The organism is Azospirillum cavernae (assembly GCF_003590795.1).
Lineage (GTDB): Bacteria > Pseudomonadota > Alphaproteobacteria > Azospirillales > Azospirillaceae > Azospirillum > Azospirillum cavernae.
This window is the reverse complement of the sequence record NZ_QYUL01000006.1, coordinates 195646-220839: the sequence shown is the minus strand read 5'-3', so window position 1 is coordinate 220839 and position 25194 is coordinate 195646. Positions and strand designations below refer to the sequence as shown.

At 62.6% G+C, this 25194-nt stretch carries 23 protein-coding genes and 6 pseudogenes; 15 read left to right on the top strand and 14 right to left on the bottom strand.

What is annotated here, in order from left to right:
- The 3 genes and pseudogenes from D3877_RS30065 to D3877_RS28850 all read left to right on the top strand — a co-directional run.
- Positions 1–362, top strand: a pseudogene (locus tag D3877_RS30065) (hypothetical protein); the annotation flags it as partial.
- The gene (locus D3877_RS28855) at positions 359–1327 is read left to right on the top strand and encodes a hypothetical protein (RefSeq protein WP_119834090.1); all 969 of its coding nucleotides are present in this window, start codon (positions 359–361) and stop codon (positions 1325–1327) included. The pseudogene D3877_RS30065 and the gene D3877_RS28855, both read left to right, overlap by 4 nt.
- A gap of 453 nt (positions 1328–1780) precedes the next feature.
- Positions 1781–2197, top strand: coding sequence for a transposase (locus tag D3877_RS28850; RefSeq protein ID WP_238475157.1), 417 nt, complete (start codon positions 1781–1783; stop codon positions 2195–2197).
- Between the two features lie 73 nt (positions 2198–2270).
- Here D3877_RS28850 and D3877_RS30755 read toward each other — a convergent pair whose 3' ends face one another.
- Together D3877_RS30755 and D3877_RS30750 are read right to left on the bottom strand one after the other, a co-directional pair.
- Positions 2271–2735 (bottom strand): hypothetical protein, encoded by a 465-nt coding sequence (locus tag D3877_RS30755; RefSeq protein ID WP_238475155.1) that lies wholly within the window; start codon positions 2733–2735, stop codon positions 2271–2273.
- 14 nt (positions 2736–2749) lie between these two features.
- Positions 2750–3178 carry a recombinase family protein gene (locus D3877_RS30750; RefSeq protein WP_238475154.1) on the bottom strand — a complete coding sequence of 143 codons (429 nt, stop codon included), beginning with the start codon at positions 3176–3178 and terminating at the stop codon, positions 2750–2752.
- Between the two features lie 658 nt (positions 3179–3836).
- Here D3877_RS30750 and D3877_RS28840 point away from each other — a divergent pair.
- The 3 genes and pseudogenes from D3877_RS28840 to D3877_RS30745 form a co-directional block, all read left to right on the top strand.
- Positions 3837–4922, top strand: a pseudogene (locus tag D3877_RS28840) (ISAs1 family transposase); the annotation flags it as partial.
- A gap of 112 nt (positions 4923–5034) precedes the next feature.
- On the top strand, positions 5035–5610 hold the full coding sequence (locus D3877_RS28835) for a recombinase family protein (RefSeq protein WP_119834087.1): 576 nt from the start codon (positions 5035–5037) through the stop codon (positions 5608–5610).
- Between the two features lie 247 nt (positions 5611–5857).
- Positions 5858–6043 (top strand): annotated as a pseudogene (locus D3877_RS30745) (transposase); the annotation flags it as partial.
- Here D3877_RS30745 and D3877_RS28825 read toward each other — a convergent pair.
- Positions 6040–6600, bottom strand: a complete 561-nt coding sequence (locus D3877_RS28825) for a sulfotransferase (protein WP_158600053.1) — start codon at positions 6598–6600, stop codon at positions 6040–6042. The pseudogene D3877_RS30745 and the gene D3877_RS28825 overlap by 4 nt on opposite strands.
- A gap of 852 nt (positions 6601–7452) precedes the next feature.
- Positions 7453–7608: pseudogene (locus tag D3877_RS28820) on the bottom strand (IS110 family transposase); the annotation flags it as partial.
- Positions 7609–7651: 43 nt separating this feature from the next.
- On the opposite strand from D3877_RS28820, the pseudogene D3877_RS28815 reads away from it, so the two are divergent.
- A pseudogene (locus tag D3877_RS28815) lies at positions 7652–8854 on the top strand (IS256 family transposase).
- 30 nt (positions 8855–8884) lie between these two features.
- Positions 8885–9036 (top strand): annotated as a pseudogene (locus D3877_RS28810) (IS110 family transposase); the annotation flags it as partial.
- Between the two features lie 279 nt (positions 9037–9315).
- Here the strand turns inward: D3877_RS28810 and D3877_RS28805 are convergent.
- Entirely contained in the window at positions 9316–10302 is a 987-nt protein-coding gene (locus D3877_RS28805; protein WP_158600052.1) for a class I SAM-dependent methyltransferase, read from the bottom strand.
- A 242-nt stretch (positions 10303–10544) separates the two neighbouring features.
- Between D3877_RS28805 and D3877_RS28800 the strand changes: the two genes are divergently transcribed.
- The 3 genes from D3877_RS28800 (at position 10545) to D3877_RS28790 (ending at position 13512) form a co-directional block, all read left to right on the top strand.
- Positions 10545–11774, top strand: coding sequence for an SGNH/GDSL hydrolase family protein (locus D3877_RS28800; protein ID WP_147395321.1), 1230 nt, complete (start codon positions 10545–10547; stop codon positions 11772–11774).
- The gene (locus D3877_RS28795; protein ID WP_119834235.1) at positions 11771–12217 is read left to right on the top strand and encodes a PglD-related sugar-binding protein; all 447 of its coding nucleotides are present in this window, start codon (positions 11771–11773) and stop codon (positions 12215–12217) included. The genes D3877_RS28800 and D3877_RS28795 overlap by 4 nt, the downstream gene beginning before the upstream one ends.
- Before the next feature lie 74 nt (positions 12218–12291).
- The gene (locus D3877_RS28790; protein WP_158600051.1) at positions 12292–13512 is read left to right on the top strand and encodes a tetratricopeptide repeat protein; all 1221 of its coding nucleotides are present in this window, start codon (positions 12292–12294) and stop codon (positions 13510–13512) included.
- Between the two features lie 32 nt (positions 13513–13544).
- Here the strand turns inward: D3877_RS28790 and D3877_RS30915 are convergent, their stop codons facing one another.
- On the bottom strand, positions 13545–13670 hold the full coding sequence (locus D3877_RS30915; protein WP_274379669.1) for a hypothetical protein: 126 nt from the start codon (positions 13668–13670) through the stop codon (positions 13545–13547).
- A 41-nt stretch (positions 13671–13711) separates the two neighbouring features.
- Between D3877_RS30915 and D3877_RS28785 the strand changes: the two genes are divergently transcribed.
- Complete coding sequence (locus tag D3877_RS28785) at positions 13712–14149, top strand: hypothetical protein (RefSeq protein ID WP_119834233.1); 438 nt, start codon at positions 13712–13714, stop codon at positions 14147–14149.
- Here D3877_RS28785 and D3877_RS28780 read toward each other — a convergent pair.
- The 4 genes from D3877_RS28780 to D3877_RS28765 all read right to left on the bottom strand — a co-directional run bounded on the left by D3877_RS28780 (position 14107) and on the right by D3877_RS28765 (position 18548).
- Complete coding sequence (locus D3877_RS28780) at positions 14107–15243, bottom strand: SGNH/GDSL hydrolase family protein (RefSeq protein WP_119834232.1); 1137 nt, start codon at positions 15241–15243, stop codon at positions 14107–14109. The genes D3877_RS28785 and D3877_RS28780 overlap by 43 nt on opposite strands.
- The gene (locus tag D3877_RS28775) at positions 15236–16417 is read right to left on the bottom strand and encodes a class I SAM-dependent methyltransferase (RefSeq protein ID WP_158600050.1); all 1182 of its coding nucleotides are present in this window, start codon (positions 16415–16417) and stop codon (positions 15236–15238) included. The genes D3877_RS28780 and D3877_RS28775 overlap by 8 nt, the downstream gene beginning before the upstream one ends.
- 66 nt (positions 16418–16483) lie before the next feature.
- Complete coding sequence (locus tag D3877_RS28770) at positions 16484–17518, bottom strand: alpha-ketoacid dehydrogenase subunit beta (RefSeq protein WP_119834230.1); 1035 nt, start codon at positions 17516–17518, stop codon at positions 16484–16486.
- A 19-nt stretch (positions 17519–17537) separates the two neighbouring features.
- Positions 17538–18548: a thiamine pyrophosphate-dependent dehydrogenase E1 component subunit alpha gene (locus D3877_RS28765; RefSeq protein ID WP_199721033.1), complete on the bottom strand. Its 1011-nt coding sequence runs from the start codon at positions 18546–18548 to the stop codon at positions 17538–17540.
- Between the two features lie 270 nt (positions 18549–18818).
- Here D3877_RS28765 and D3877_RS28760 point away from each other — a divergent pair, with 270 nt between their 5' ends.
- The gene (locus D3877_RS28760; RefSeq protein WP_119834229.1) at positions 18819–19760 is read left to right on the top strand and encodes an NAD-dependent epimerase/dehydratase family protein; all 942 of its coding nucleotides are present in this window, start codon (positions 18819–18821) and stop codon (positions 19758–19760) included.
- On the opposite strand, the gene D3877_RS28755 is transcribed toward D3877_RS28760, so the two are convergent.
- The 4 genes from D3877_RS28755 to D3877_RS28740 all read right to left on the bottom strand — a co-directional run bounded on the left by D3877_RS28755 (position 19755) and on the right by D3877_RS28740 (position 23539).
- Positions 19755–20396, bottom strand: coding sequence for a tetratricopeptide repeat protein (locus tag D3877_RS28755; RefSeq protein ID WP_119834228.1), 642 nt, complete (start codon positions 20394–20396; stop codon positions 19755–19757). The two genes, D3877_RS28760 and D3877_RS28755, sit on opposite strands and share 6 nt — an antisense overlap.
- Positions 20383–22224 (bottom strand): carbamoyltransferase family protein, encoded by a 1842-nt coding sequence (locus D3877_RS28750; RefSeq protein WP_119834227.1) that lies wholly within the window; start codon positions 22222–22224, stop codon positions 20383–20385. Before D3877_RS28750 ends, D3877_RS28755 begins: the two co-directional genes overlap by 14 nt.
- 61 nt (positions 22225–22285) lie before the next feature.
- Positions 22286–22903: an SIS domain-containing protein gene (locus D3877_RS28745; protein ID WP_119834253.1), complete on the bottom strand. Its 618-nt coding sequence runs from the start codon at positions 22901–22903 to the stop codon at positions 22286–22288.
- 321 nt (positions 22904–23224) lie between these two features.
- Positions 23225–23539 (bottom strand): hypothetical protein, encoded by a 315-nt coding sequence (locus tag D3877_RS28740; RefSeq protein WP_119834226.1) that lies wholly within the window; start codon positions 23537–23539, stop codon positions 23225–23227.
- Between the two features lie 83 nt (positions 23540–23622).
- On the opposite strand from D3877_RS28740, the gene D3877_RS29670 reads away from it, so the two are divergent.
- On the top strand, positions 23623–24156 hold the full coding sequence (locus D3877_RS29670) for a hypothetical protein (protein WP_147395319.1): 534 nt from the start codon (positions 23623–23625) through the stop codon (positions 24154–24156).
- Between the two features lie 251 nt (positions 24157–24407).
- On the top strand, positions 24408–25148 hold the full coding sequence (locus D3877_RS28735; protein WP_119834225.1) for a transaldolase: 741 nt from the start codon (positions 24408–24410) through the stop codon (positions 25146–25148).
- The last annotated feature ends 46 nt before the right edge of the window (positions 25149–25194 follow it).

Below are 25194 nucleotides of genomic sequence, written 5' to 3'. Positions count from 1 at the left end.
TGCAGCGCCAGCCGGAAATGGGCGAGGTGGCCGCTTTCGCCCAGTTGGTTGGTCGGTCGGTCGTCGATTTTGGCGCGCTCAACGAGGATCTGGAAGAGATGCTGGCGCTTCTCGCTCTGCTGGAGGAGGTGATCGGCGTCAGCAACACCAACACGCATCTGCGCGCGGCCCTGGGTTTGAACGCGCGGGTCCTCGTGCCGTTCCCGGCGGAGTTTCGCTGGCTGGGCGATGGCCCACACAGCGTATGGTTTCCCGGTTTCACCGTGTACCGGCAAAGATCGGATGACGGATGGACAACCGCGCTGGAACATCTGCGGAGCGATCTGCGCACCGAGCAACATCGAGAGGGCGGCGCGTCATGACACCCGCAGACACCATCATCGTCACCTCGGCGAACACGGCGTATGCGCCGCTGCTGGCCGGGCTTCTGGAGTCCGTGCGCGACCATGGCGGGGGTTTGCCGGTCGGCATCCTCGACACCGGGTTGACGGTCGAGGATCGCGACCGCTTCGCCCCCTACGTTGATCGCTTCGCCGTCCCCGATTGGCACATGAGCGCCGAGCACCAAGCCCGTTTCCGACCGCCGGAATGGATCAAGGCGATGACCGCCCGCCCCCATCTCCGCGATTATTTTCCCGGCTACCAGACCTACATCTGGCTCGACGCCGACACCTGGGTGGCGACGCCGACCGCGCTTGCGACGCTGGCCGCCGCCGCCGCAGGTCGGGACATCGCCGTCGTGCCAACGGTTGATCCAGCCTACACCCGCTATCACGGGCTGGGAGCGTTGAAGGCGCGGGCAGCCATTCTGCCGGTGTACCGAACACTGTTGCCCGAAGCTTTGGCGCAAACCATGCTGGTGCTGGGCGAAATTTGTTCCGGGGTTTTCGCCATGCCGACCGGCTCGCCGATTTGGGACCTGTGGGCGGCGGAAATTGGCCCAATCCTGGACTTCTCGATGGAACGGTCGGACACGCTGTATCACATCTTCGAGCAGACCGCTTTGAATCTGGCGGTTCACCGCCGCCATGCCGACGCCGCTTTTCTGCCCGCCCGCTTCAACTGGGTGTTGGGAGAAGCAAGGCCGTTGATCGACGATACGACCGGAAGCTTGCGCGTTCCCCAACCGCCGCACGACGTCATCGAAATTCTGCACCTGATCCACAGCGGTCGCTCCATCGCCGACAAGATGGCTCCCCTTGAAACGCATACGCTGACTGGGCGCTCCATTCAGACCCCATTCGATTATCGCGCGATCCGGGAGCTTGGACATCGTCCACCTGTGGGATTGTCTGTTGGAGGACATGACGCTGTTTACGCTCCATAGGGCCTTAGAGCATCGCGCGTGAAATCTGAATCGAAGGCTTGCGTTTGTTTTTTCGCCATGATTCACACATTCAATTCCTTAGGGATTGGGTTGGCGGGGACGGTGGTGCGGGGGGCAGCGGCGCGGGGCCGGGCGCAGCGGAGATGCCTTCGGGGGCTTCGCGCGCAAGGACGTTCGCCGGGAGGCGGCAAACTGGCTCCCCACGCCGCGCTTCTGATCGGTTGGGTGGAGGCTCAGGGCGACATCACCATGCCGGAACTGGCGGCCAAGCTGAAAGCCGAGCGCGGGATCACGGCTCACCCGCCTCGCTGTCGCGCTTCCTGATCGCCAGCGGCTTCACCGTCAAAAAAAACAGTGCTGGCGACCGAAGCCGGTCGCGCTGATGTCGCTGATGACCGTCGGACGTGGCGAAACCACCGCCAGCCCCGGATGCGCGAGGAACCGGATCGGTTGGTGTTCCTCGACGAAACCGCCACCACCACCAAGATGACCCGGCTGCGCGGGCGAGCCAAGCGCGGCCAGCGGTTCAAGGCAAAAGCGCCATTCGGCCATTGGGGAACCCAGACTTTCATCGCCGCCTTGCGTTGCGATGGCCTTACCGCCCCCTGGATCATCAAGGGCGCGATGAACAAGGTTCTCTTCGAAACCTATGTCGAGACTCAGCTTGCCCCCACCTGCGACCGGGCGACGTCGTCATCCTCGACAACCTGTCCAGCCACAAAAGCGAAAAGGCCAAAGCCATCCTCAAAGAAAAAGGGCCTTTTTTCTGCCCCCCTACACCTCAACCCCATCGAGATGGCCTTCGCCAAGCTCAAGGCCCATCTCCACGCATCGGCGCACCATTGGGAAAATGCCGTCGGCTCCATCTGACCTCTATACGCATGAGGAATGCTGGAACTACCTCAAGCACGCTGGATATGCGCCAGATTAAACGCTCGATGCTCTAATCATTCGTGCCGACTGACGGGCTGGCAGACAGAAGTCCCTGCGCGCGGCACGATCCAACAGATTTTTGACCGACGCCGCCGCCCAGGTGCCCACCACGTGGCGTTGTCTCCCACATTGCCTCCAACTGGGCGCCGATCGCCCGAAGCGACAGCTTCGGGTTCGCTCGGGCGATGCCAGCCACCAGCACCATCAGCCGGTCGTCGGCGCGCACCGAGGGCACCTTGTCGAGCAGCACCCGGTTGGCCAGCCCTTCATCGACGAAGACGCGGACGGCCCGACGCAAACGTTCGGCGGTCCAGTGCCGACCCGGTGGCAGCTTGGCGTTCACGGCGCGCGTCACCGCCGCCCAGGAGCGGGATGGCCGAAGCCGCCGCACGGTGGGCAGCCACTCCTCCGCCGTGCGGGTCAACTCCAGCAGGTAGAGCTGACGCTGCCGGTCGGCAAGACGCTGCGCGGTCACCTTGTCGCCCTGCTTCAGCTTGGGGTTGCCACCGACCCGGCCCGCGCCCTGGCGGCCGCCAGCCCGGCCCGCGTCCGCTCGCGGATCAGCGAACGTTCGTACTCGGCCACGGCGCCGAGCATTTGGAGCACCAGCGTGCCATGCGGGCTGGCGGTGTCGATCGGGCTGGTGAGACAGCGGAAGTGGCAACCACGCCCACGCAGGTCCTCGATCACCTCCAGCAAATGCGACAGCGAGCGACCGAGCCGGTCCAGCTTCCAGATGACCAGCGTGTCGCCCCGGCTGAGGCGGGCCAGGGTCCGTGCCAGTTCCGGCCGGGCCCGCGAGGCGCCCGAGGCCTTCTCCTCGAAAATCGTGGCGCAGCCGACGGCGCGCAGCACGTCCATCTGGGCGGCGGTGGTCTGATCGTCGGTCGAGACGCGGGCGTAGCCGATGAGCGCCATGGCGGATTCCAAGCTGAAAAAAGCGTCAGGATACCCCTTTGTAAAGTCTATGAGAATGAGAGTAAACGGTCGTTTCAGAGCGCGCCAATTCCTTTACAGCGGTCCGCAAGGGGGGCTGAGCGGGCGGAACGGAAGCCGGAACAGGCCCCCAGTTGGACCACTCCATTCCTCCCGCTCGGCGGCCGTCGGCGCGCAGATGCCGCGCGACAAAATCCCAGACCAAACAGTCGCCTGACGGGGCTGGCCAACACTGCGGAAGACGAGGGCTGTTTTGGGATAAACTCCCGATTTCCAATGGGTTGAAGATGATCCCGTGATTCCTGAAACGGACTTTTCGCATGAACTGCCGACATTTTGCATGAGCCGGTCTGCAAAACCGAGACGCGGCAGTACCCCAACCCCTTGGAATCCGGCTTTTCGCATGAACTGCCCGACAACGGCAGACAATGTCGAAGATAGCCATCTTCGCCCTTGCAAGCCGACCGCGCTCCTCACGACTGACAGAGAAGATATCGATAGCTCAGAAGAAAACTAATACTTTGCTATCATTAAAATCAATCGTTGATCGTCTAAGGCAGGGCAATCGCTTGAAGACGAGGGGATTCCGGTACGGGGCTTGCTGTGATTCATAGAGGGCCTCGAATCGGAGGCTCATCCCATGCAGGCACGGTCGCTTTTGGATCATTTTTCGGCGCTGGAGGATCCGCGCCAGGCTTGGAAAGTGGTGTATCCGCTGCCGGAAATCCTATTGGTGATCCTGTGCGGCACGATGGCGGGAGGGGAAGATTTCGTTGAAATCGAACGCTGGGCGCGGCGCAAAGAGGATTTTCTGCGCAGCCTTTTGCCCTTCGAGCGAGGTATTCCCTCGCACGATACGCTCAACGACGTGATGAACGCTCTGCCGGCCAGGCTGTTTTCCGCCTGTTTTTCCGCTTGGGTGGCGGATCTGCGCGATGGCGACCCGGACATCGTCCATCGACGGCAAAACCTCGCGCCGGGCGCGGCGGGCTGAGGAAAGCCCGCTCCACACCGTGTCGGCCTGGGCCAGCCGCCAGCGTCTGGTCTTGGGGCAGGAAGCCGTGGCGGCCAAGAGCAACGAAATCACCGCGATCCCGGCGCTGTTGGAGCGTCTTGAACTCAAAGGAGCCTTGGTCACCATCGACGCGATGGGCTGCCAGCGGTCCATCGCCGAAGCCATCCGCGCCAAGGACGCCGATTATCTCCTTGCCCTCAAAGACAACTGGCCAACCCTGGCCGATGACGTGCGGCTGTTCTTTCATCAAGAGCCAGGCGACGCCTTTGACCGCCATGAGACCACCGATGGCGACCATGGCCGGATTGAGATCCGGCGCCACGCCGTCAGCCATGACGTCGCTTGGCTCACCACCAACCGCCGCTTTCCCGGAGAACCCGTTTCCCTGGCCTCGCCATGATCGGCATGATCGAGGCCGACGTCGAAAAAGACGGCAAAACCAGCACAGCCCGACGCTATTACCTGTCGTCAGCGCCGCTGTCCGCCGCTCAGTTCGCCCGAGCCGTCCGCGCCCACTGGGGCATCGAAAACCGCCTCCACTGGGTCCTCGACGTCGTCTTCCACGACGACCTCATGCGCCTGAGAACCGAAAACAGACCCGCCAATATGGCTGTGATCCGTCATTCCGCTCTCAACCTCTTCCGCGCGATTCCTGACAAGGCAAGCCTGAAAGTCCGGCGAAAAACAGCCGCTTGGGATGACGACTACCTGCGAAAGCCATCACTCTGGCGGCCGGATAACTTTCAAGCGATTGCCCTGCGTCAAGCCCGCTCGGGAAGCGCGATACGCTTCCAAAAACGGACGTTTGTGAAAGGGTGGCACCTTGCTTCTCGGCTACCTCCGGGTCTCCAAGGGCGACGACCAGAGCACCGCCCTTCAACGCCGCGCCTTGACCCAGGCCGGGGTGGAGCGCTTCTTCGAAGAGACCGCGTCCGGCGGCTGCTGGGATCGGCCGGAGTTGCACCGCCTGCTCGACCAGATCCGGACCGAGGATGTCGTCGTGGTTTGGAAGCTCGACCGGCTGTCACGGTCGTTGAAGGATCTGCTGGCGATCTTGGACCGGATCGAGGAGAGGGGCGCCGGCTTCCGTTCGGTGACCGAGGCCGTCGACACCACGATCCCCGCCGGCCGCATGATGATGCAGATGGTCGGCGCCTTCGCCGAATTCGAGCGCGCCATGATCCGGGAACGGACCCGGGCCGGCTTGGCGGCGGCGCGGGCGGAAGGCCGAATTGGAGGCCGCCGGCACAAGCTCAATCCCGTCCAGCAGGCGGATGTCATCGACAACGTCCTATCCGGACGGCGGACGGCGGCGCAGATGGCTCGCCTCTACAACATCAGTGAAGCGACCGTCTCGCGTCTCATCGCCGCCCATCGCCAAGCGATGCTGCCGGGGTAGGGCGCCCTACCGTATATCTGAGTCCCAATAATGTACTGACCCGAGTTCCGCCGCTCTGTCTTGAAGGCCATGTCCCGACGTCCATTGCCACCCTGCGCATCGCTATCGTCCGGATGCTCGCTCGAAATCTCCAACGATGTCCCTGCCGCCATCAACTGCGCACTCTATGGCATAGTAGAATTAATGGACAAAGCCGCCCACCTCGACTTCACGATCGAAATCGTCAAACGCACCGATGCTGAACTTGGGCTTCAAGCTTCTGCCAAGACGATGGGTTGTCGAGCGAATTTTCAGATGGATGACACGTTCGAGACGATTGGTCCGCGATTTCAAACGACGCATCGATGTGTCAGGCGGCATGATTCTGATCGCTATGGGCACCATGCCACTCCGACGAGTTCCCCACTGTACAGGCTGTCGAACAGACTCTTAAAGTAATCGTTTATCTGATGGCAAGCGCTCGGCATGTCTCATAAACGTCAGATATTTTTGACGATACTCAGGAGTAATCATATTGACTTCAACAGATCTGTCTTTAGACGGCTCTCGAATACTTTGAATTATTTCATTCGTCAGAGATCCAAAGCTGCATCCAATTCGTTCGCACACCGCAGAAAAATAATTATATGGATCAAGCATCATCTTATCGTAATCAACAACCACGCAGTCTTTGCGAGATATTAGATTTTCATACTGGAGAATATAGCAGAAAGCTGCCCGTTCAACTTCAGGCATTGCAATATATTTCTCCTCCATTCCGTCGGGAACCCAAGGTGGAATTCTCTTGCTGTATCCAGTCTTAAAGATAAACTCCCCATTTATACCCTGCATCTGATCGTCCGAATACCAGCCCTTCTTCATAACTGAAGAGATCACGCTTTCTGGGCGTCGCAACATAACCAAGGATGTCATGTTGGGGTAGTACATCTTTAAACGATCAAGCTGCGGAAGCATTTCCGGCATTTTGAATGCAAGTCTGCGATCAAGCATGAGCGGGAACGCTTCCTGTCGGCGCCAAGTCCGCGCCATTCGAGCTTCGATTTCCTCGCGTGGACGACCATGGAAAACCCAAGAATCATCATGCGAATTGAAATTGAGAATCCGCCCACACATTGCTTGTAGCATCAACTCTTCGACTAGGAATCCTTCCAACTGAAAGCGCCAAGCGCTCTCCTCGATTTTATCGATAAGATAAAAATGAAGGTAAACAAAAGGATGTTCAAAAAATTTTCCACATTCGACAGAGAATTCACGAGACGACTCATCATCGTCGTTCCAGAGCGTGATCCACCCGTTATAAAGATGGAATTTTCGACGATGGAGGTGACCTCTGTGTGCATGTGGAATTTCATAGTTCTCTCATAACAATAAGATTTTTGCCTCTTCAGAGATCACCAAGATAGCAACAATGTAATTCTTGGTTGGACCCTGATTTTGCGGGGACCAATATCACTCCGCATTGATTCTGTCAATGTGACTCCGCCACTGGCTCAATTGGGCAGCGATTTCGATAGCGTCCGTTAAGATGCTGCAAATTCGGCGATGGTCCTGATCGTCTTCGGTGAGGTGGCGTTTGCTTGGTAATTTCTTCCGTAATGGGCCGTTGGTCGTCAAGCCCCCGAATGGATCACGTCGCCGGTTTCATGCTTCCGTCCGTGGTCAGCACGTGGCCGCCACACCATGCGGTCAGAAGGAAGCCGCGAGCCGATCTCACAGAGCGTGATGCCCGTCCGCAAGGGCGGGTTCACCAGAAATTGCCCGGCTTCATCGGATCCTCCGTCCCGGCGACGGGACCTCGGGCGGCTGGGCCGCTGATCAGCCCGACCGGAAACGGTTTGGTTCTTATGCGGTGGCGGTCTCCTTGCCGAAGCGGAAGTCGGCGCCCCCCCCCCACATCCGGTGGCGGACAGTGGCCAGCTTGCGCGCCAGGGCGACCTTGGCGCGCATCATGCCGCAGCGCTTGGCCACGTCCAGCGCCCAGCGCGAGAGTGTCAGGAATTCCGTGTGTGGCCGGGCATACTGAGGAAGAAGGAGACCTCGAATGGCCCGTCGCAAACCGCCTGTCATACCGGACGCCCTGCTGGACGGGCTGAAGAAGGCGCTGAGCGAGCGCGCCTTGAACGCCGAGATGGACCATCATCTGGCCAGCGAGGCGGAGGCCGGCAACAGCCGCAACGGCTACGGTCGCAAGACGGTGCTGACCGGCGCCGGAGCGTTGGAACTGGAGATCCCACGGGACCGCCGGGCCAGCTTCGGCCCGCAACTGATCGCAAAGTACCAGCGCCGGTTTCCCGGCTTCGACGACAAGATCGTGTCGCTGTACGTGCGCGGCATGAGCGTGTGGGAGATCACCGGCCACCTGCGCGAGCTGTATGGGGTGGAGGTGTCGCCCGACCTGATCAGCGCGGTGACCGACGCCGTGCTGGACGAGACCGTCAGCTGGCAGGCGCGGCCGCTGGAGGCGCGGTCTACCCGCTGGTGTTCTTCGACGCCCTGCGCGTCAAGATCCGCGATGGCGAGCAGGACCGTCGCCGAAGGCGGCGTAAGCCCGCGCAGCGTTGGTTCGCAACAAGGCGGTCCATGTCGCCCTCGGCGTGCGTGCCGACGGCGCCAAGGAGGTGCTGGGTCTTTGGCTGGAACAGAACGAGGGCGCCAAGTTCTGGCTGCGGGTGATGAACGAGCGGAAGAACCGCGTCGTCGAGGACATCCTGCTGGCGGTGGTCGATGGATTGAAGGGCTTCCCCGACGCCATCCGCGCCGCCTTCCCCGACACGCTGGTCCAAAGCTGCATCGTGCATCTGTTGCGCGGCAGCCTTGAGTTCGTATCGTGGAAGGACCGGAAGGCGGTCGCCACCGCGCTGAAGGACCTTTACCGGACCATCGATGCCGCCGCCGGAGAGGCCGCGCTCACCGCCTTCGAGGACAGCCCCTGGGGCCGAAATGCCCGGCCATCGGCCAAATCTGGCGGCGGGCCTGGAGTGAGGTCGTGCCGTTCTATGTTTTTCCAGCCGAGGTGCGGCGCATCCTCTACACCATAAACGCCATCGAGCCGTTCAACGCCAAGCTGCGGCGAGCGGTGCGGGCGCAGGGCCATTTCCCGACCGACGAAGCCGCCATCAAGCTGTTCTTCCTGGTCTTGAACTGAACCGAAAAAGAGCGGACCATGCCGACGCGTGAGTGGTGCATGGCCAAGGCCCAGCTCGCCATCCTCTTCGGTGAGCGCTTCACCTGGGCTATGGCCTGAAATTGGTCAACCGCCCGGCCACACACGGAATTCCTGACACTCTCGCGCTGGGCGCTGGACGTGGCCAAGCGCTGCGGCATGATGCGCGCCAAGGTCGCCTTGGCGCGCAAGCTGGCCACTGTCCGCCACCGGATGTGGGGGGCGCCGACTTCCGCTTCGGCAAGGAGACCGCCGCCGCATAAGAACCAAACCGTTTCCGGTCGGGCTGATCAGCGGCCCAGCCGCCCGAGGTCCCGTCGCCGGGACGCAGGATCCGATGAAGCCGGGCAATTGCTGGTGAACCCGCCCTTGCGGACGGGCGTCACGCTCTGTGAGATCGGCTCGCGGCTTCCTTCTGACCGCATGGTGTGGCGGCCACGTGCTGACCACGGACGGAAGCATGAAACCGGCGACATGATCCATTCGGGGGCTTGACGACCAACCGCCCATTACGGAAGAAATTACGGGCGGGGAGGGTCCGCTCAGTCGCGGCGTCGGCCCATGAAGAAGAAATGGTTGGGATTTTGCCCCCAAGACTTAACCGACAGCCGGTCGAACAGGGTGATCGCGTCGGCCAACCGCCGGACCGTTGCCGCGTCGCCGCGGATACCGCCCAGCAGGCGGTAGATGTAGGAATAGCCGGGGAAGAAGTCCGTCTCTTCGAAGCGGCCCCGTAGGGCGGCCAGGATCGCCGCGCCGTCCGCCGCCAGATCGTTGGGGGACTGACCATCCGGTTCGGACGGGTCGCGTTCGAACACGTACTCCGACCATACATCGCGGACATGCGCGGCAAGGCTGTTCTCGTCCGTCAGGTTGGCGATGTCCGCCGGTTCATACCAGTGACCGGTAAGCGCGAGAAGGGTGCGGACCAGCGCCACGGTCGCCGCGTCCCGTTCGGTGAAGCGGTCGTGGCACGGCTCCCACGTCAAGAGCCAACCGCTGGGACGCACCAGCGTGTGGGCGTGGGCGACCGCCGCCGCCACATCGGGCATATGGTGCAGCGACACTGAAAACAGCACCACGTCCCAGCACCCCTTGACCGCGTGCAGCGGGGTAATTTGGTAGTCGAGCGAGCCGAATCCCTCGTGCCAGGGATTCTGCGCCAGGGTTTGACGCGCGATGTCGATGTTGGCTTCGGAGATGTCGATGCCGGTGACGTGATGCCCGGCGCGCGCCAGTTCAAGCGAGACGTATCCGGGACCGCAGCCGACATCTAGGATGCGTTGGCCGGGACCGCAGCGATCGCTCAAGAGTTGCAGGTAGCGATCAACGCTCCACCCCACGAACAGGTTGGCGAAATGCGGATCCCGCCAGAAGCTTTTGTAGAAGTAATCGCAAGGCGCCATCCGTCGTAGGTCCGGCACAAAGCCAGCGGCCACGCGCTCCTGGATCCTTTGGTCGAAAGCGGCCGCTTCGGCGGCCAAGTTGGCGGTGGGAGTGTTGCCGGGGGTGGCTCCTGCCGTGGACATCTTTGCGGCTCCTCGCATAAGGTCGCGCGTTGCGCCCAGGAACTCCATAGACGATCAGCGGTTTTTTGGAAATCCCCCCTGTCCAGATCTCCGCTTCCGTTCTCTGTCCCGGCAACCGTACAGGAAAGCCGCCACCCGTCGCGGCAAACGCGTTGATTGGCAGGAAACCTTGGGCTATCTAATTCAAAAAAGCCTGCGTCAGGCGGCTATTCCATGGAATGGCAAAGAAGGTGTTTTCCAACATGGCGCAGATCGGCATCTACATTGTTTATCTTATCGTGGCATTGATGTTTTTGAACGGTGCGGCACTGGCTGTACTCGCGGCAATGCCCCGTTTCGTTCAGGACGACCCGAATGATATTTTTTCGCGCCTCAATGGTTCATTAAAGGCTCATGCCCTTGGCTGGTTCCGGCTGAGCGCTGAACAATGGCCGGTGTACGAGGCGGAAACCCGGCTCATGCACAGGTTCGGGTATGTCTACGAGCCATTCGTGGAATTTCGCCATTCGCCCGTCACGGGCATCACCCTCAACATGTCCGAGCATGGCTTCCGCCCGGTGATGGAGCAAGGTCCCTGGCCCCCACCATCTGATCAGTACACGATCTTTTTTTTCGGCGGTTCAACGGCAATGCATTTCGGTCCCGATTGGACCGGCATCGCCAATCGGCTTCAGGACGCCTTGGCCGGTTCGACCAAGAAACAGGTGAAGATCTATAACTTTGGCCGGGGCGCTTATTTCTCCTCGCAGGAAGCGCTTTTATATCTGGACCTTGTCTGTCGGGGCTACATCCCGAACATGGCGATCTTTCTCGACGGCCTCAATGATTTCTACTTCCACGATGGGGTTCCGGCGACCGGAGCCATTTTCCGGGACGCCTTGCGGCGGCATGCGAGGAGTGGGCTCGACGAAACCGGCTCCCGGCCGAATTGGCATGCTCTGCGCATGTTCTGGAACAGCCTGCCGGTTCCCCGTCTGATCGACCGCCTGATCGACCGCCATCTGACACGGACGGAACAGACCGCCGTCTACCGCACCGAATCGCTCACGCCCATGGCGGCTGATGCGGTCATCCGCCGTTATCTCTTCAACAAGAACGTGATCGAACGGGTGTCCGAAGAGAACGGGACGAGGGCGGTGTTCGTCTGGCAGCCCGTTCCCGGTTATCGTTACGACCTGCGCCATCACATCGCGATGCACCCGACACAGGGTCTGTGCGGGCATGAGCGGTCCGGGATGGGTTACGCGCGGATGGCGGAATGGGTCGCGGCTTCGCCCATGGGCGACACTTTCATCTGGCTGGCTGATCTTCAGGACGAGCGCGCTGAACCGCTTTATGTCGATGCCGTCCATTACACCGCAGCGTTTGCCGACGCCATCGCCGATGCCATCGCCCAGGCGCTGGTCTCCCGTGGCCTGCTCGCGCCAAGCCCCCGTCCACGTGTCAGCGACTCGGAAACCGCGCCCACATGAAGACGCTCTCTCATCCTCGGCGCCTGAAGGCGGTTGGGCCGGTTTATCTGTTTGGAGCCGGCGGCGGCGGTCTGATCGTCAAGCGGGCGATCGAGGCGGCCGGGCGCGCCCGCGTCACAGCGTTCGTCGATCGCGCCCCGAGGGAGGAGGCGGACGGTTTGCCCGTTCTCTCCTCTGCGGTTTTTCTCGCCACCGGCGACCGCGACGCCACAGTGGTGATCGCCAGCCAGCATTGGGAGGAAATCAGTATACAACTCTCGATTGCTGGATTCCGCAGGGTGTGGAACGCCTATCCGATCATCGTCGAACATCTGGCCCCCACCCGGGACAGGGGGACCGTGGCCGGGGAGCGGCGACGCGGGCGGCTGAAGGCGACCGGGTTCGCCGCAGCGGGAGCGCTGCTTCTTCTGCTCGTCCTGATTCTTGGAACGGTGGCGGGATAACCGTTCCCTCGAAGCATTGCTGGACCGGCGCCGGAAATGCTACCGTTTCGCGGTAATATTCGATGGAAGTCACGATGTCCGCCACGTCTGCCGCCGGAACAGGCGCAACCTTCCAGGATACGGTGGGCCGTATCGACTTCGATCGGTGGCGGGAACGCATCCGTTCCGACACCTTCGCCAACTACCACTATCACATGGGCGTCGCGCTGCTCGCTGGCGGCGATGCGGAGGCGGGCATGGCGGCGTTGCGCCGCAGCATTGACGCCTGCCCATCCTTCTACCGGGCGTATCATAGGCTGCGGTTGATCCTGGAGCAGCTTGGTCGGGCGGACGAGGCGCATGCTCTGCACACCCGCGCTCTGGGGATGGATCCAGATTACGAACACCACGCCCTGATTGGAGTGGCGGAGGATGCGCTGGACCGTCACCAACCGGCGGAGGCGCTGGACATCCTACGGGGTGTCGAGGATCGTTGGCCCGATTCGGTCGGTGAGCATCTCGGCCTGCTGGTCGCGGCGGCCAACAGCTTCGCCGCCCTGCATCGGGACGACGAGGCAACCGACCTCTACCGGCAACTGCTGCGCCGTTCACCGGACATACTGGATGCCCACGTCTATTTGGGAACCCGGGAACGGAACTACGGCGCGGTGGACGCGGCGCTCGACCACATGCGCCATGTCGTAAGGCTGACGCCTGACGATATGAACGCCTGGGACAGTCTGAATTGGATGCTTCTGGTCTCCAAGGATTACGGGGGGGCGCTTGCGCTGTGCGACCAAGTGGTGGCGCGCGATCCCGAGAACGCCTATTTCCTGGCCTATTCCGGGGTTGCCCGCCAATTGCTGGGCGACACGGCGGCGGCGGTCGAGCGGCTTCGGCTGGCCGCGACGAAGCCGACCGACCGGTTCTTCATCGTCAAGCCGTTCCTTGGGCTGGTCTTGCAGGCTGCCGGACAGGTTGATGAGGCCGTTGCGACCACCGCCGAAGGCGTACGGCTGGCGCCCGACCGGGCTTTCAACCGGGCCGTCCACAGCATCTGTCTTTACGGCGCCGGCCAGATGAAGGAGGCGTTGGTCGAGGCGGAGCGCATCGTCGCTTCGCCGATCCCGCTCCGCTTGCCCTATTTCGCCCAGGCCCAGGCCCTCCTGGGGTTGGGGCGGCGGTCGGAGGCGGAGGCCGCGCTGAAGACCGGGTTGGCGCGTGAACTCGGCACCTTGGGTTACTACACGGCGCTTGTCCGTTGGCCGGACGCAATCATGACGATGATCGGCGGCCTCACCAGCGAAGCCACCTGACCGGCCATGCGGCGCGCTCTCCGGCGGCGCATTCACCAGTGGGGGTAGATGTCCTTTGGCAGCGCCCCTTTGCGGTTTTTCGCCCGCCGTGCGACAAGAACGACAACCGCCGCGAACAGCAGCACGCAGGCGAACAGGATGGCGAGAAGAGTGTCCATGGTCACGGTGTCCTGCAACGCTTGAGGGGTGAGCGGGCTTCATGATCCATCTTTATCACGTCGGCGCCCCGGATTCCGATGATCCGATCCACATATTCGGAGCGGGACGGGGCGGGGAAGCCCTGTTCGAGGCGCTCTTGGCTGCCGGATATCGCGTGGCCAGCTTCGTCGACACGGAAAAGACCGGCGCCTTTGCCGGGCTGCCGATCATCCCAACCGCCGATTTCGTGCGCGCCGCCGACCGGAACAGCCGCATTCTGCTGGCCAGCCAGCATTGGCCGGAAGCTGCCGATACCCTGGCCGCCTTCGGCTTCACCGACGTCCGCAACGCCTATCCGGTCATCTGCCAGCGATTGGGCATTCCCGATTCCACCTGGAAGCGCCGTTGGCGGGCGCGTTTGCTGGCGGGTGGAATCGTGGGGGGGCTTGCCGCCAGCTACGGACTGGTGGTGGCGGTGCGCATCGCCGCAGGGTTCTGAACGACGGCGTCAGGGCGGCCATTCCGCTTCAGGGCATCGGCCACCATGGCCGCGATGAGGCCGCTTCCGGCGTCGGACAGGTAGTCGAAACGGGCGAGACCGGTGGCGTCCGAGGTGCGCCACGATGTCGGCAACCACAAGGCTGCGAAACGGTCGGGGTCGTCGCGGCAAAGCGCATGCAACGGCGGGAAACTGTCGACGACGATCAGACCTTCCCGACGGGCCGCATCGAGCACGGGAGGGCTGAACCAGTCCGGCGCCTCTTCACCCAGCCTGGGAGCGTTGTAGAGCATCAGCACAGCCACCGGAACGTTCAACCGGTCCCGCAGTTCGGCCACCCGGCGCATCAGGCGACAGGCGATCTCGGACGAAACAGCAGCCCCGTGGACACGGGCGAATGGCGCGCTGCCCAGCCACCAATCCTTGGCGCCGAAACGGGTGAACAGGGTTTGCAGAAAATAGGAATGGCCGGCGATGCGGCGCACCCCCCGTGGGCGGCGGTCGCTTTTCTGCTGCGGGATCGGGACCCCCTCCAGGCGCAGGCCGTCCGCGTCCGGCACGAACCAGGGCTTCGGGCTGCCGAACCGGGCAAAACCGTTGCGCAGGATATCATGGTCGAGCACGGCCAGAACGATGGCCGCAGGCCGGTACAGCGCCGCCAGATGTTCGGCTCGCAGAACGATCTGGTCGACGCCGTACCCCCCGCAGGATCCGTTGATGACCGGGCGCCCGAGCCGCCGTTCCAGATGCGCCGGCCAAGTTTCGCCATCGGCCAGCCCGGGGCCGACCGTGAAGGAATCGCCGACGATCATGATGCCCCCCTGGGAGGGTGGGCCGGTCCCCGTCAGCCTGACGCCATGATCCCCCGTGGTGAACGCTCCGTCCTCGCTGTGGTGATGGTCACGGAGCCGCCAGCCGACTACGGGATCATGCGCGAGCGTCTGGTCGCCCCATGCTTCAGCGATGAAATTCCGCCGGGACAGCAGAGCGATGCCCCGTTCCGCCCGCGCCAGGATTTCGAGGCAGAGCAGCAGAACGGCAAGCCCACCACCCCACAGCGGAGCGGAGCCGAGAAGGATATGCGCCTCAGGCATCGGCGGCCACCTCCGAGCGTCCCGGCGGACCGGCGGCGCTGTCCGTGTACAGCCAGTCCACATCCGGTTCGTCCGTCGGAAAATCCGCGCGGATCGTCAGGATCGGACCCGCGAAGCCACCAGCCCGCAAGTTCCGCGCGATTGCCGAATCGTGCAGGTAGGCGGTCACCACCACGGCGTCGAGGGTGGCGAGCCGTTCCGCCGAGGGCGCCTCCACCGGGATGTCGTGATGCCGGTCGAACAGGGCGAAGCCGGATAAGCCCGGCGTGTCGTCGAACACGACCGGAAAGCGGCGGGATGGCGCCATGGCGTTGACGAAGGACTGGGCCTGCGCCGTCGCCCCGTACAAGCCGATGCGTGGACCTAGTTGGGACAACCGGTCGCGGGCGGCGGCGATGCGGGCGGTGAAGCGCTGACCCAGGTCGACCGCATCGCCGCCGGGCGGCGGCGATGGAGGGCATGGCTCCGGCGCGACGGCGGTGAAGAGGATGCCGAAATCATGCCGCCCCTTGATCCATTGCTCCTTTACTGGCGCCAGGCCGGCCCGCCGCGCCAGATGGAGGAAGCCGTCACGGCTGAAATACTGGACGTGCGGAAGATGGACATCCATGAAGGCGGCGTGCTCGAAGACGTAGCCGCCGTTGGGAACCTCGAGATAGGCCCGACCGCCTTCGCGCAGGCAAGAGCGGATGGCACGCAGCAAGACCAGGGGATCGGCCAGATGTTCCAGCACCTGTCGGCAGATCACCAGATCGGCGCTCTCCGGTAGGCCGACGGGCGGCAATTCCTCGGACACCAGCCGGATCGCCGGTTCCGGCAGCATGGCGGCGGTCAGCGACCGGTTTGGTTCGAACACCGTGATCGACCGGGACAGCGGCGCGAGAATCCGTGCCAGATGCCCGCTGCCGCTGCCGATCTCGATGATATCGGGCGGCGCTGCCCGGTTGACCGCCTCCACGTCCAGCCAGACGATCAACTGCCGCAACCTGTCGGTCATTGACGGATGAACCGGAACGTTGGTCAGCGGTCCGTCGCCGTACATCTCCGCACCCAGCTCCGAATCGAAGGCCTCGTTGTAAAGGTGGCCGCAACCTGCGCAGGCGACCAGCCGCAACTCCACATACCGGTCGCCCCCGCCGCCTGCGCCGAAGCGTCGAACTGTGTGCAGGGGCATGTCGCGCCGACATGCCTCGACGGCCCCGACCGAGTCGCAGACGGGACAGCGGGAAATCCGTGCCATTCAGTAGGGCCCCTTGAAGTTGTCTTCCGCATCGATCCCGTCGAAGGCCGCCGACGTCTTTCCCAGCATGGCGAAAACCGCCCGCGCAATGGTGGATGCCCTGGGATAGAAGGCCGCCTCCAGCGGTTCGGAAACCGGCGCCGGGCAATCGGCGACCGCCAGCCGACGAACCGGCCCCTTCAGGGCATCGAAAGCCTTTTCAGATGCCACCGCGGCGACTTCGGCGGACAGGCCGCAGAAGGCCCAACTCGTGTCGGTGACGAGCAGGCGCCCCGTCTTGCGTATCGATGTGAGAATCGTATCCGTATCGAGCGGGCGGATCGTCCGTACGTCCACCACCTCGACCGATACGCCTTCGCGGGCCAGTTCCTCGGCGGCGCGCAGGGCCTCCACCACCATGGCCGAGGCGGCCACAATGGTGAGGTCGCGCCCTTCGCGCGCGATGCGGGCCTTGCCAATGGGCGTGGGCAGCGGCGCCTCATCCACCGGACCTGTCAGACCATACAGAGACCGATGCTCCAGGATGACGACCGGGGAATCGTCCTGCAGAGCGGCCAGGGTCAATCCCTTGGCATCCTGGGGACAGGCAGGCATCAGCACCTTCAGCCCCGGGAAATGGGCGAGCGGCGCCTGGAGGCTCTGCGAATGGGTCGCCCCCTGCCCCCATCCCTTGCCGATCACCGCGCGGACGACCATCGGCACCGTCCCGGCGCGACCGCCGTACATATAGCGCCATTTGGCCGCCAGGTTGATCAATTGATCGAAGGCCAGAAACATGAAGTCGTTGCGGGGGTGAACGATGACCGGTCGCTTGCCCATGACCGCAGCCCCGATGGCGATGCCGGTCAGCGCGTTTTCCATGGCTGGCGCGTCGAAGACCCGCGACGGGCCGAAACGCTTGAGCGCTTCGTCGGTGGTTCCGAAAATTCCCGACGGATAGTCCACGGCAATGCCGGTGACGAAGATCGCCGGGTCGCGCTCCATGGCTTGGACACAGCCCTCGGACAGGGCGGCTGCGTAGGTGAGTTCGCGCATGATGTGCCTCTTCCGCGGATCAGTGGACGTTTTCGAACAAATCGGCCGCGTCGGGCCAAGCGCTGTCGCGGGCCGTCGCAACGGCGTCGTCGATTTCCTGCTCCACCGCGTCGCTCCAAGCGTCGAGTTCCGCCTTGCTCACCAACCCCTCGGCCAGAAGCCGCTCACGGGCATGGCGCACCGGGCAGCGTGCGATCCAATGGTCCAGTTCCTCCCGGCTGCGATAGGAACGCCCCGCCTCGTGGTCGAATTTCGGCCCGACATGCTCCAGCCAACGGTAGGTCATGCATTCGAGGAAGACGGGTCCTCCGCCGGAACGGATCGAATCGACGGCGTGGCGCGCGGCGTTCCACACCTCGAAGACATCATTGCCATCAACCTGATGGGCCTCGACCTTGAAGGCGGCGGCGCGGTCGGTCAACGCTGTACCGGCAGGCTGGCGCACCGACAGTGGGCTTTCCGTCGAATACAGGTTGTTCTCGCACACGAACAGAACCGGCAGCCGGTTAATGGCCGCATAGTTCAGGCTCTCGTAGAACACCCCCTCTTCGCAGGTCGCCTCGCCGAAGAAGCTGACGGCCACCCCGGGCACCCCATCCATGCGGAACGCCAACGCGCTGCCGCACGCCACCGCCACGGTCTGGCCCAGGATGGCGCTGCTGACGATGAATCCCTGGTCTCGCGCGGTCAGATGCACCGAGCCGCCACGACCGCGGGCACAGCCGTCGATCCGGCCGTAAAGCTCGGCGGCCAACCCCGCGAGTTTCCCACCTCGGGCGAGGTAATGGTTGTGGCAGCGGTGATGGCTGTACACGACATCCCGAGCGCCAAGCGCTTCGCAGACACCGCTGGCGACCGCCTCCTGCCCGACGCCGAAATGGGCAGGCGTGCGCATCGTCTGTTCGCGGTAGAGATCCGCCAGCCTTTCCTCTATGCGGCGCAGACGGAAAACCGAGCGGTACAATCGGCGTTTGACGTCCGGTGTCAGGGCATCCATGCGAACCTCCGCTTCCGTGGTTTCTTCGATCACGCCCTGTCTATCAGAGAAAATTTTAAATTGGGTCAATTCGCCCTCGCCCCCATCCGCCGGGAAGCCTGAATTCACGTTTCGGCGCCGCCGCGTCCTTATACACGCGGCCAACGGCGGATTCGGCCTCCTATGCCCATCTCCATTGCCTATTCCGCAAGGTTCCCGGAGAATTCGATGAATGCTAAGCCCGAGATGTTACAGTTAATTCTGTCAGGGGATGGAAAAGGAATCACTCCTGCCGTCTTCTGGTGCGGATGTCGGGGCCAGTGAATGGCGAAGAAGGCGGCGCGAACGATGCATGTCTTGGTGACGGGGGCTGGCGGTTTGTGTGGCCGACATGCGATGGCTGGACTGCTGGCGGCCGGGCATCGGGTGACGGCGGTGGTTGGCCGGTCAGCGGCTGGACCGGCGTGGTCCTCCATGCCTGAGTCGGGCATGCTTGATCTTCTCCATGGCGATCTGGCCGGCGATCTCGGGTTGCCCCGGTCCTTCGATGCGGTGGTGCACACCGCCGCGCGGTTGCCAGATCCGGGTGTGAGCACCGCCACGTTGACCCATGACAATGTTCTTGCCACGCGTCGCCTGCTCGCCGCAGCCAAGACGGCGGGGGCACGCCGCTTCGTGTATTTTTCCAGCCTCTCGGTCTACGGGCGGATCGTTTCGGACGTTGTCGATGAGCGGACCGCCATCGACGCGCCCGAACCCTACGGGGCCAGCAAACAGATCGGGGAGGAATTGGTGCGGGCCTGTGCTGGCTGCTTCCCCTCCTTGGCCTTGCGGTTGCCGGGGATCATTGGCCCACGATCAACGCGCAACTGGCTGAGTCGAGTCATGGAAGCGGCCTGCGCCGGGAAAGAGGTGATGGTGTTCAATCCGGACACCCCATTCAACAACGCGGTTCATGTCGACGATCTGACCCGGTTCGTCGTCCGTCTTCTGGGGATGGAGTGGGACGGGGCCGACGCCGTGACCCTGGGGGCCGACAGCATGACCACCGTTCTCGACGCCGCCCGCAGGGTTGTCGATGGAGTGGGCGGAGACTCGAAGATCGTGACGCGGGAAGCGCCCGGCGCCCCCCGCTTCACCGTGTCGAGCAGGCGGGCAAAAGCGCTGTACGGCTACGCTCCGATGGAGATTGGCCCGATGCTGGAGCAGTTCGTTGCCGAGAACGCCGCCGACGTCTGCCGGGATATCGGGAAGAGGACATCATGAAGAAATCCCTTTCCCCTTGGCCATCAGCCCCAGGATTGAATCGAGGACGGCAATGTTGTGCGAGACCATGGCCTGACCGGGGCACAAGCGTTCCTGTCGGCGATAGGCGGCCCGTGCCGCGCCCAGTTGCTCAATCCGGCACAGACAGTCTGCCAAGTCCCGCCATCCCGCCATCCGATCCGGTTCGATGGCCAGAACGGCGCGGCACGTCGACAGGATCGCGTCGTCATCGTCATCCGCGGCGATGAGAGCGAGACGGAACTGAACCAGCGCCGCGATATCCAGCCTGACGGCAAGAGCATGGCGGTACGCCGCCAGTGCCGCAGCAACCATCCCCTGTTCGCGCAGCAGGTTTCCGGATTGCCGCAGAAGATCGGCGCATGCCGGTTCCAGGGCGATGGCAACGCGGTAGGAAGCCCGCGCTTCCTCAGGGCGTTCCGCAGCCTTCCACGCGTTGGCCAGACGGCGTCGGAGGGCGCCATCGTCCGGAAGACAGGCGATGGCTTGCCGAAACAGGGCGACGGCATCCTCAAGGCGGCCGTCCCGCCAAGCATCCTCGGCTTGAAGTCGGCACGCCTCGCCCCGCCGGGTCATCGGTGCGATGGTTTCATTTGGAACGCCGTCAGTCCGGTTCATAGAGATCCCTGGTGTTGACGCGCAAAGCCGGGTCTTGATCCTCCTTGCGCAAAAGAAGATTGCCGATCGCCAGCGTTTCGATTTCGGTGCCCATGAAGCAGCGGAAGGCGTCCTCCGGCGTGCCGACGATCGGCTCGCCACGGACGTTGAAACTGGTGTTGACCAGCACCGGACACTCCGTGCGCTCCTTGAAGCGGGTGATCAGCCGATGGAAGCGCGGATTGGTGTCGGCATGGACCGTCTGGACCCGCGCCGAATAATCGACGTGGGTCACGGCGGGAATGGAGGAGCGGGGCACATTGAGTTTTTCGATGCCGAACAGCTGTTCCTGTTTCATGGTCATGGGGATGTGATGGCGTTCGGCCACAGCGGCCACCAGCAGCATATAGGGCGAGGAATCGTTAAGATCGAACCACTGGCCGACATCCTCCTCCAACACGGCCGGGGCGAAGGGGCGGAAGGATTCGCGGTATTTGACCTTCAGGTTCAGGTTCGACTGCATCGTGGGCGATCGCGGGTCGCCCAGGATGGAACGGGCGCCCAGTGCCCGTGGCCCGAACTCCATGCGACCCTGGAACCAGCCCACCGCCTTGCCCATGCACAGATCCTCCACGCACGTCTCGATGAGGTCAGCGTCGTCCAGGGAGCGGAAGCGCCCGCCCGCCGCGTCGAGCCGCGCCGCGATGTCCGGATCGTTGAAGGCCGGGCCAAGATAGGCTCCTTGCATGGCGTCTCCACCGGAACCGCCGCCGGCGCGGCGTGGCGCACCGAGAAGCTGATGATGAACGGCCAACGCCGCCCCCAGGGCGCCGCCCGCGTCGCCCGCCGCCGGTTGCACCCAGATCCGCTTGAACCGGTTGTCCCGCAGCACTTTGCCGTTGGCCACGCAGTTCAGCGCCACGCCGCCGGCCAGACACAGATGGTCGAGGCCGAATTCGTTCGCGGCCGCGCGGGTCAAGCCGAGGACGACCTCTTCGCAGACTGCCTGGATCGAAGCCGCAAGGTCCATATGACGCTGAGTCAGCGGTTCGTCGGCACGGCGGGGCGGCCCCCCGAACAATTCGCAGAACCGCTCGCTGATCATGCTCAGGCCGGTGCAGTAATCGAAATAGGATTGGTCCATCCAGAAGCTGCCATCCGGCTTCACCTTGAGAAGGCGCCCGAATATCGTCTCCTTGAAGCGGGGGGTTCCGTAGGGAGCCAACCCCATGACCTTGTATTCACCAGAATTGACTTTGAATCCGAGGTAATAGGTAAATGCGGAATAGAGCAGCCCAAGTGAATGGGGAAAGCGGATCTCGCGAATAATATCGATGGCGTTGCCACGGCCGATGCCCAGCGACGTGGTTGCCCATTCCCCCACGCCATCCATCACCAGAACCACCGCCTCCTCGAAAGGGGATGGATAAAAGGCGGAGGCCGCATGGCTTTCGTGATGCTTTGCGAACAGAAGGTCGTGATTCCAGTCGCGCCGTGGCGCCAACTGGGACAGTTCTTTCACCAGGACGCGCTTTTGAAACAGCCGCCCTCCAAGCCACATGGGCAGCGCCGCCTCGAAGGAGGTGAACCCTCGCGGTGCAAAAGCGAGATAGGTGGCGAGGAGCCGTTGGAATTTGGCCCCATGATGGTCGTAGAAAACAACCCGGTCCACCCGGTCGAGTCCCGCTCCGGACTCCGCCAAGCAATACTGGACGGCGTGGTGCGGGAAGCCAGCGTCGTGCTTCTTGCGGGTGAACCGCTCCTCCTGGGCGGCGGCGACAATGCGTCCATCGTCGATCAGCGCGGCGGCGCTGTCGTGATAATAGGCCGAAATTCCCAAAACTCGCATGTGTCAAACCTCACATGCGCCGGATCGGTCGAAGCAGGCGCGCAAGCGGGAGGTGGGCATCTTACGGGATTGCCGTTTGCTTCGATTCCCAAGCCATCTCATGGCGCTTCAGAGCCGGGTGGCTCACCACGAGATGCCATACAACCGCTTGGAAAGCTTCGGTGTGCGGCGTAACGGTGGCGGGGTTGACGGTGGGAACGATGACGACGGCGTCGCCGACCTGGGCGGTGTAACCGCCATCGCGGCCAACCACCCCCAGCACGCGGGCGCCCCGCTCCTTGGCCAATTTGACCGCCTCGACAATGTTCATACTGACTTTGAGATCAATGTTGCCGCCGCCGACCGAGAATACCAGGACGGTGTCCTGCGCGGCGATTCGGCTGACTTCGAGCCAGCGTCGGAATGAACTGTCCCAGCCCTCGTCGTTGATGCGCGCGGTCAATTCGGACACATTGTCCGTGGGAGTGTAGCTTTCGATTCCGGCGATCTTGCGGAAATCGTTCACAGCGTGGCTGGCGTGTCCCGCCCCGCCCCCGACCCCCAGAATGAAGAGGCGACCGCCGCCTTCGCGCGTATCGGCCAGGATCTGGGCCATGCGGTCGATCACCGAACGGTCGAGTTCGCGGATGATACGGATCGATTCGTCGAGATAATCAGAGGTATAGCTTGTCACGGTCATCGGCATCGGTTTCCTGCAGATCAGACACAGAAGCGTCAAAACGACAAAAAGCTTGGGGAGCTTGCCACTTCACGGCTACCGTTGATAGACTTTTCTCCGAATGGTGGCTGATGACTGGCCGCTCCGACCGAACAAGGGAGCTGATGGTGACTCAAGCTTTCAATACCATCTGGACCGCCGTTTTCTTTGTGATCTTCATCATTCCCACCGCTATGGTCCTGCGGGTCGCCGGCAAGGACCCGCTGAACCTACGCCCTGGTCCGCAAACCTCAACCTATTGGGTCGACTGTCGGCATCGGCGCCAGAGTTGAGACGTCGCCGTCACCCGATATTGGAAACCCGGAACAGCAGGTGCTCCTTGCGGATGCCGCAATAGGGTTCGTGCGGCTTGCGCATCTGGTATTCACGACCTTTGTGGGCAAGGGACCGCATGTGTCGTTGCAAGTCGGCTTCCTGCTCCGGCTCCACATAAAAAGACAGGCGCGGGCGCCGTTTGAATTCCTCCACCGTTCGGCCGACGGGATCAGTGCTCCAGGCGGTGAAGTCCCAATCGAAAACACATTCGCGTCCAAAAGCCATCCCGGTTTCGATGGCGGCCAGCATGCGCTCAGGAAACTTGAAGACCTCGACTTCCACGCGCCTTCCGAAGCGCTGCTCCAGAGTGGCGGCGATTAAAGGACGCTGAGCGGGATGCACCAGTTGTCACGCCCAACAAACGTGTGGACGGGATCGGCCAACAGGATGCGCAAGGGAGAGGGCATGATGGACCTTTTGATGGGCCGTTTGAAAGAATCTATCCAAAAGCATTAGCATACTCTGAACGCAAGAAACCAACAAACATCGTGGGACTTTATAGAGAGAAGCCTGCCGGACGTTCACCCCTGGCCGCGCTCGCGCGGCGCTTGGCGATTGCCGGGCAGGTTTGCGGGCTTTGCGCGATCCTGAATAAAGGTTGCGCGGGCCAGCCTTCTGGCATAGGCAAAGATCCTTTTCCGTTCCGGTTTCCCCTTATGCCGCGCAAGACCCATGCTCTTTGTGGTTACTCGCTTGCCCGTCTGGTGCAAAGGACGTCACCGTCCGGTTCCGGCGTGGCCACGCTCGCAGAAGCGGCAAATCTTGCCCACCGGCAAATCTTGCCTGCCAGCAAAATTTGCCGGTGGTTCAATTTTGCCGGGTTCCGCCGGAAGGCCGAAGGCGACGCATCGTTTGGCGGAAAGCCGATCACACGCTGTTTCAGCGTGTTTGTGCAATGACTTGGGCTTCAACGGCTCTCGGTCTGGACGGAGCGGGGGGGCGGACGAAAACCCGGATCTAACGGCCTGATTTTTGCGTTGCCTCTTTCGCGTGCAATTGCTGGGAAGGCCAGCGATGAGCTTGGAAGCGGCTGCGCTACGGCTTGTATTAAGAGCATGCGGTGAAGAACGGGGTATTCCCGGTGACAGGTTCGGATCGCTGCGTCAAGTGGTGAAGCCAACCTTCCGTTACGTGATAAAGGCGATGGGCAATGGAACAACTCCAGGGAATGTCGGTGAAGATTTTTGCTGACGGTGCAGAATTGAGTGGGATCGCCAAGCTGGCGGCCAACCCCCTCATCAAGGGATTCACGACCAACCCGACCCTGATGCGCAAGGCCGGCGTCAGCGACTATCTGAGTTTTGCCCGTTCGGCGCTTCGCCTAGTTCCTGACCGTCCTTTCTCTTTTGAAGTTTTTGCCGATGATTTCGACGAAATGGAGCGTCAAGCCCACGTCATCGCTCGGCTGGGACGCAACGTGAACGTGAAGATTCCGGTCACCAACACAAAAGGCGATTTTACGGGTCCGCTGATCCGTCGGCTGTCCGCCGATGGCGTGGCTGTGAATGTGACCGCCTTGACGACCGTGGAGCAGGTGCGCCGGGTCGCGGAGTGCCTCACTCCCAATGTCCCAGCCTTGGTGTCGGTCTTTGCCGGGCGGGTCGCCGACACGGGACGGGATCCCGTCCCCCTGATGGCCGAGGCCGTCGCCGTCCTGCGCTCCAAACCCGGGGCCGAGTTGATATGGGCCAGCCCGCGCGAATTGCTGAATGTCGTCCAGGCCGATGCCATCGGCTGCCACATCATCACCATCACCCACGATCTTCTGGCCAAGCTGCCGTTGATCGGCAAGGATTTGGACGAATACTCGATCGAGACCGTACAGATGTTCTATCGTGACGCGACAGCCGCCGGCTATTCCATCGGCGCTCCTGAATTCGTCGCATCCTGATCCATCTTGCGACATTGATCCGAACATGGCTGAACGAGGAATGACG

What these genes read in the sequence shown, in the direction of transcription:
- D3877_RS28785 (WP_119834233.1), top strand. Translation starts at nt 13,712, where the DNA reads ATGATCCATCTTTATCACGTCGGCGCCCCGGATTCCGATGATCCGATC.
- D3877_RS28790 (WP_158600051.1), top strand. Translation starts at nt 12,292, where the DNA reads ATGTCCGCCACGTCTGCCGCCGGAACAGGCGCAACCTTCCAGGATACG.
- D3877_RS28745 (WP_119834253.1), bottom strand. Translation starts at nt 22,903, where the DNA reads ATGACCGTGACAAGCTATACCTCTGATTATCTCGACGAATCGATCCGT.
- D3877_RS28755 (WP_119834228.1), bottom strand. Translation starts at nt 20,396, where the DNA reads ATGAACCGGACTGACGGCGTTCCAAATGAAACCATCGCACCGATGACC.
- D3877_RS28825 (WP_158600053.1), bottom strand. Translation starts at nt 6,600, where the DNA reads ATGCTTGATCGCAGACTTGCATTCAAAATGCCGGAAATGCTTCCGCAG.
- D3877_RS28735 (WP_119834225.1), top strand. Translation starts at nt 24,408, where the DNA reads ATGGAACAACTCCAGGGAATGTCGGTGAAGATTTTTGCTGACGGTGCA.
- D3877_RS28795 (WP_119834235.1), top strand. Translation starts at nt 11,771, where the DNA reads ATGAAGACGCTCTCTCATCCTCGGCGCCTGAAGGCGGTTGGGCCGGTT.
- D3877_RS28775 (WP_158600050.1), bottom strand. Translation starts at nt 16,417, where the DNA reads ATGCCCCTGCACACAGTTCGACGCTTCGGCGCAGGCGGCGGGGGCGAC.
- D3877_RS30915 (WP_274379669.1), bottom strand. Translation starts at nt 13,670, where the DNA reads ATGGACACTCTTCTCGCCATCCTGTTCGCCTGCGTGCTGCTGTTCGCG.
- D3877_RS28800 (WP_147395321.1), top strand. Translation starts at nt 10,545, where the DNA reads ATGGCGCAGATCGGCATCTACATTGTTTATCTTATCGTGGCATTGATG.
- D3877_RS28760 (WP_119834229.1), top strand. Translation starts at nt 18,819, where the DNA reads ATGGCGAAGAAGGCGGCGCGAACGATGCATGTCTTGGTGACGGGGGCT.
- D3877_RS28770 (WP_119834230.1), bottom strand. Translation starts at nt 17,518, where the DNA reads ATGCGCGAACTCACCTACGCAGCCGCCCTGTCCGAGGGCTGTGTCCAA.
- D3877_RS28805 (WP_158600052.1), bottom strand. Translation starts at nt 10,302, where the DNA reads ATGTCCACGGCAGGAGCCACCCCCGGCAACACTCCCACCGCCAACTTG.
- D3877_RS30750 (WP_238475154.1), bottom strand. Translation starts at nt 3,178, where the DNA reads ATGGCGCTCATCGGCTACGCCCGCGTCTCGACCGACGATCAGACCACC.
- D3877_RS28750 (WP_119834227.1), bottom strand. Translation starts at nt 22,224, where the DNA reads ATGCGAGTTTTGGGAATTTCGGCCTATTATCACGACAGCGCCGCCGCG.
- D3877_RS28855 (WP_119834090.1), top strand. Translation starts at nt 359, where the DNA reads ATGACACCCGCAGACACCATCATCGTCACCTCGGCGAACACGGCGTAT.
- D3877_RS28780 (WP_119834232.1), bottom strand. Translation starts at nt 15,243, where the DNA reads ATGCCTGAGGCGCATATCCTTCTCGGCTCCGCTCCGCTGTGGGGTGGT.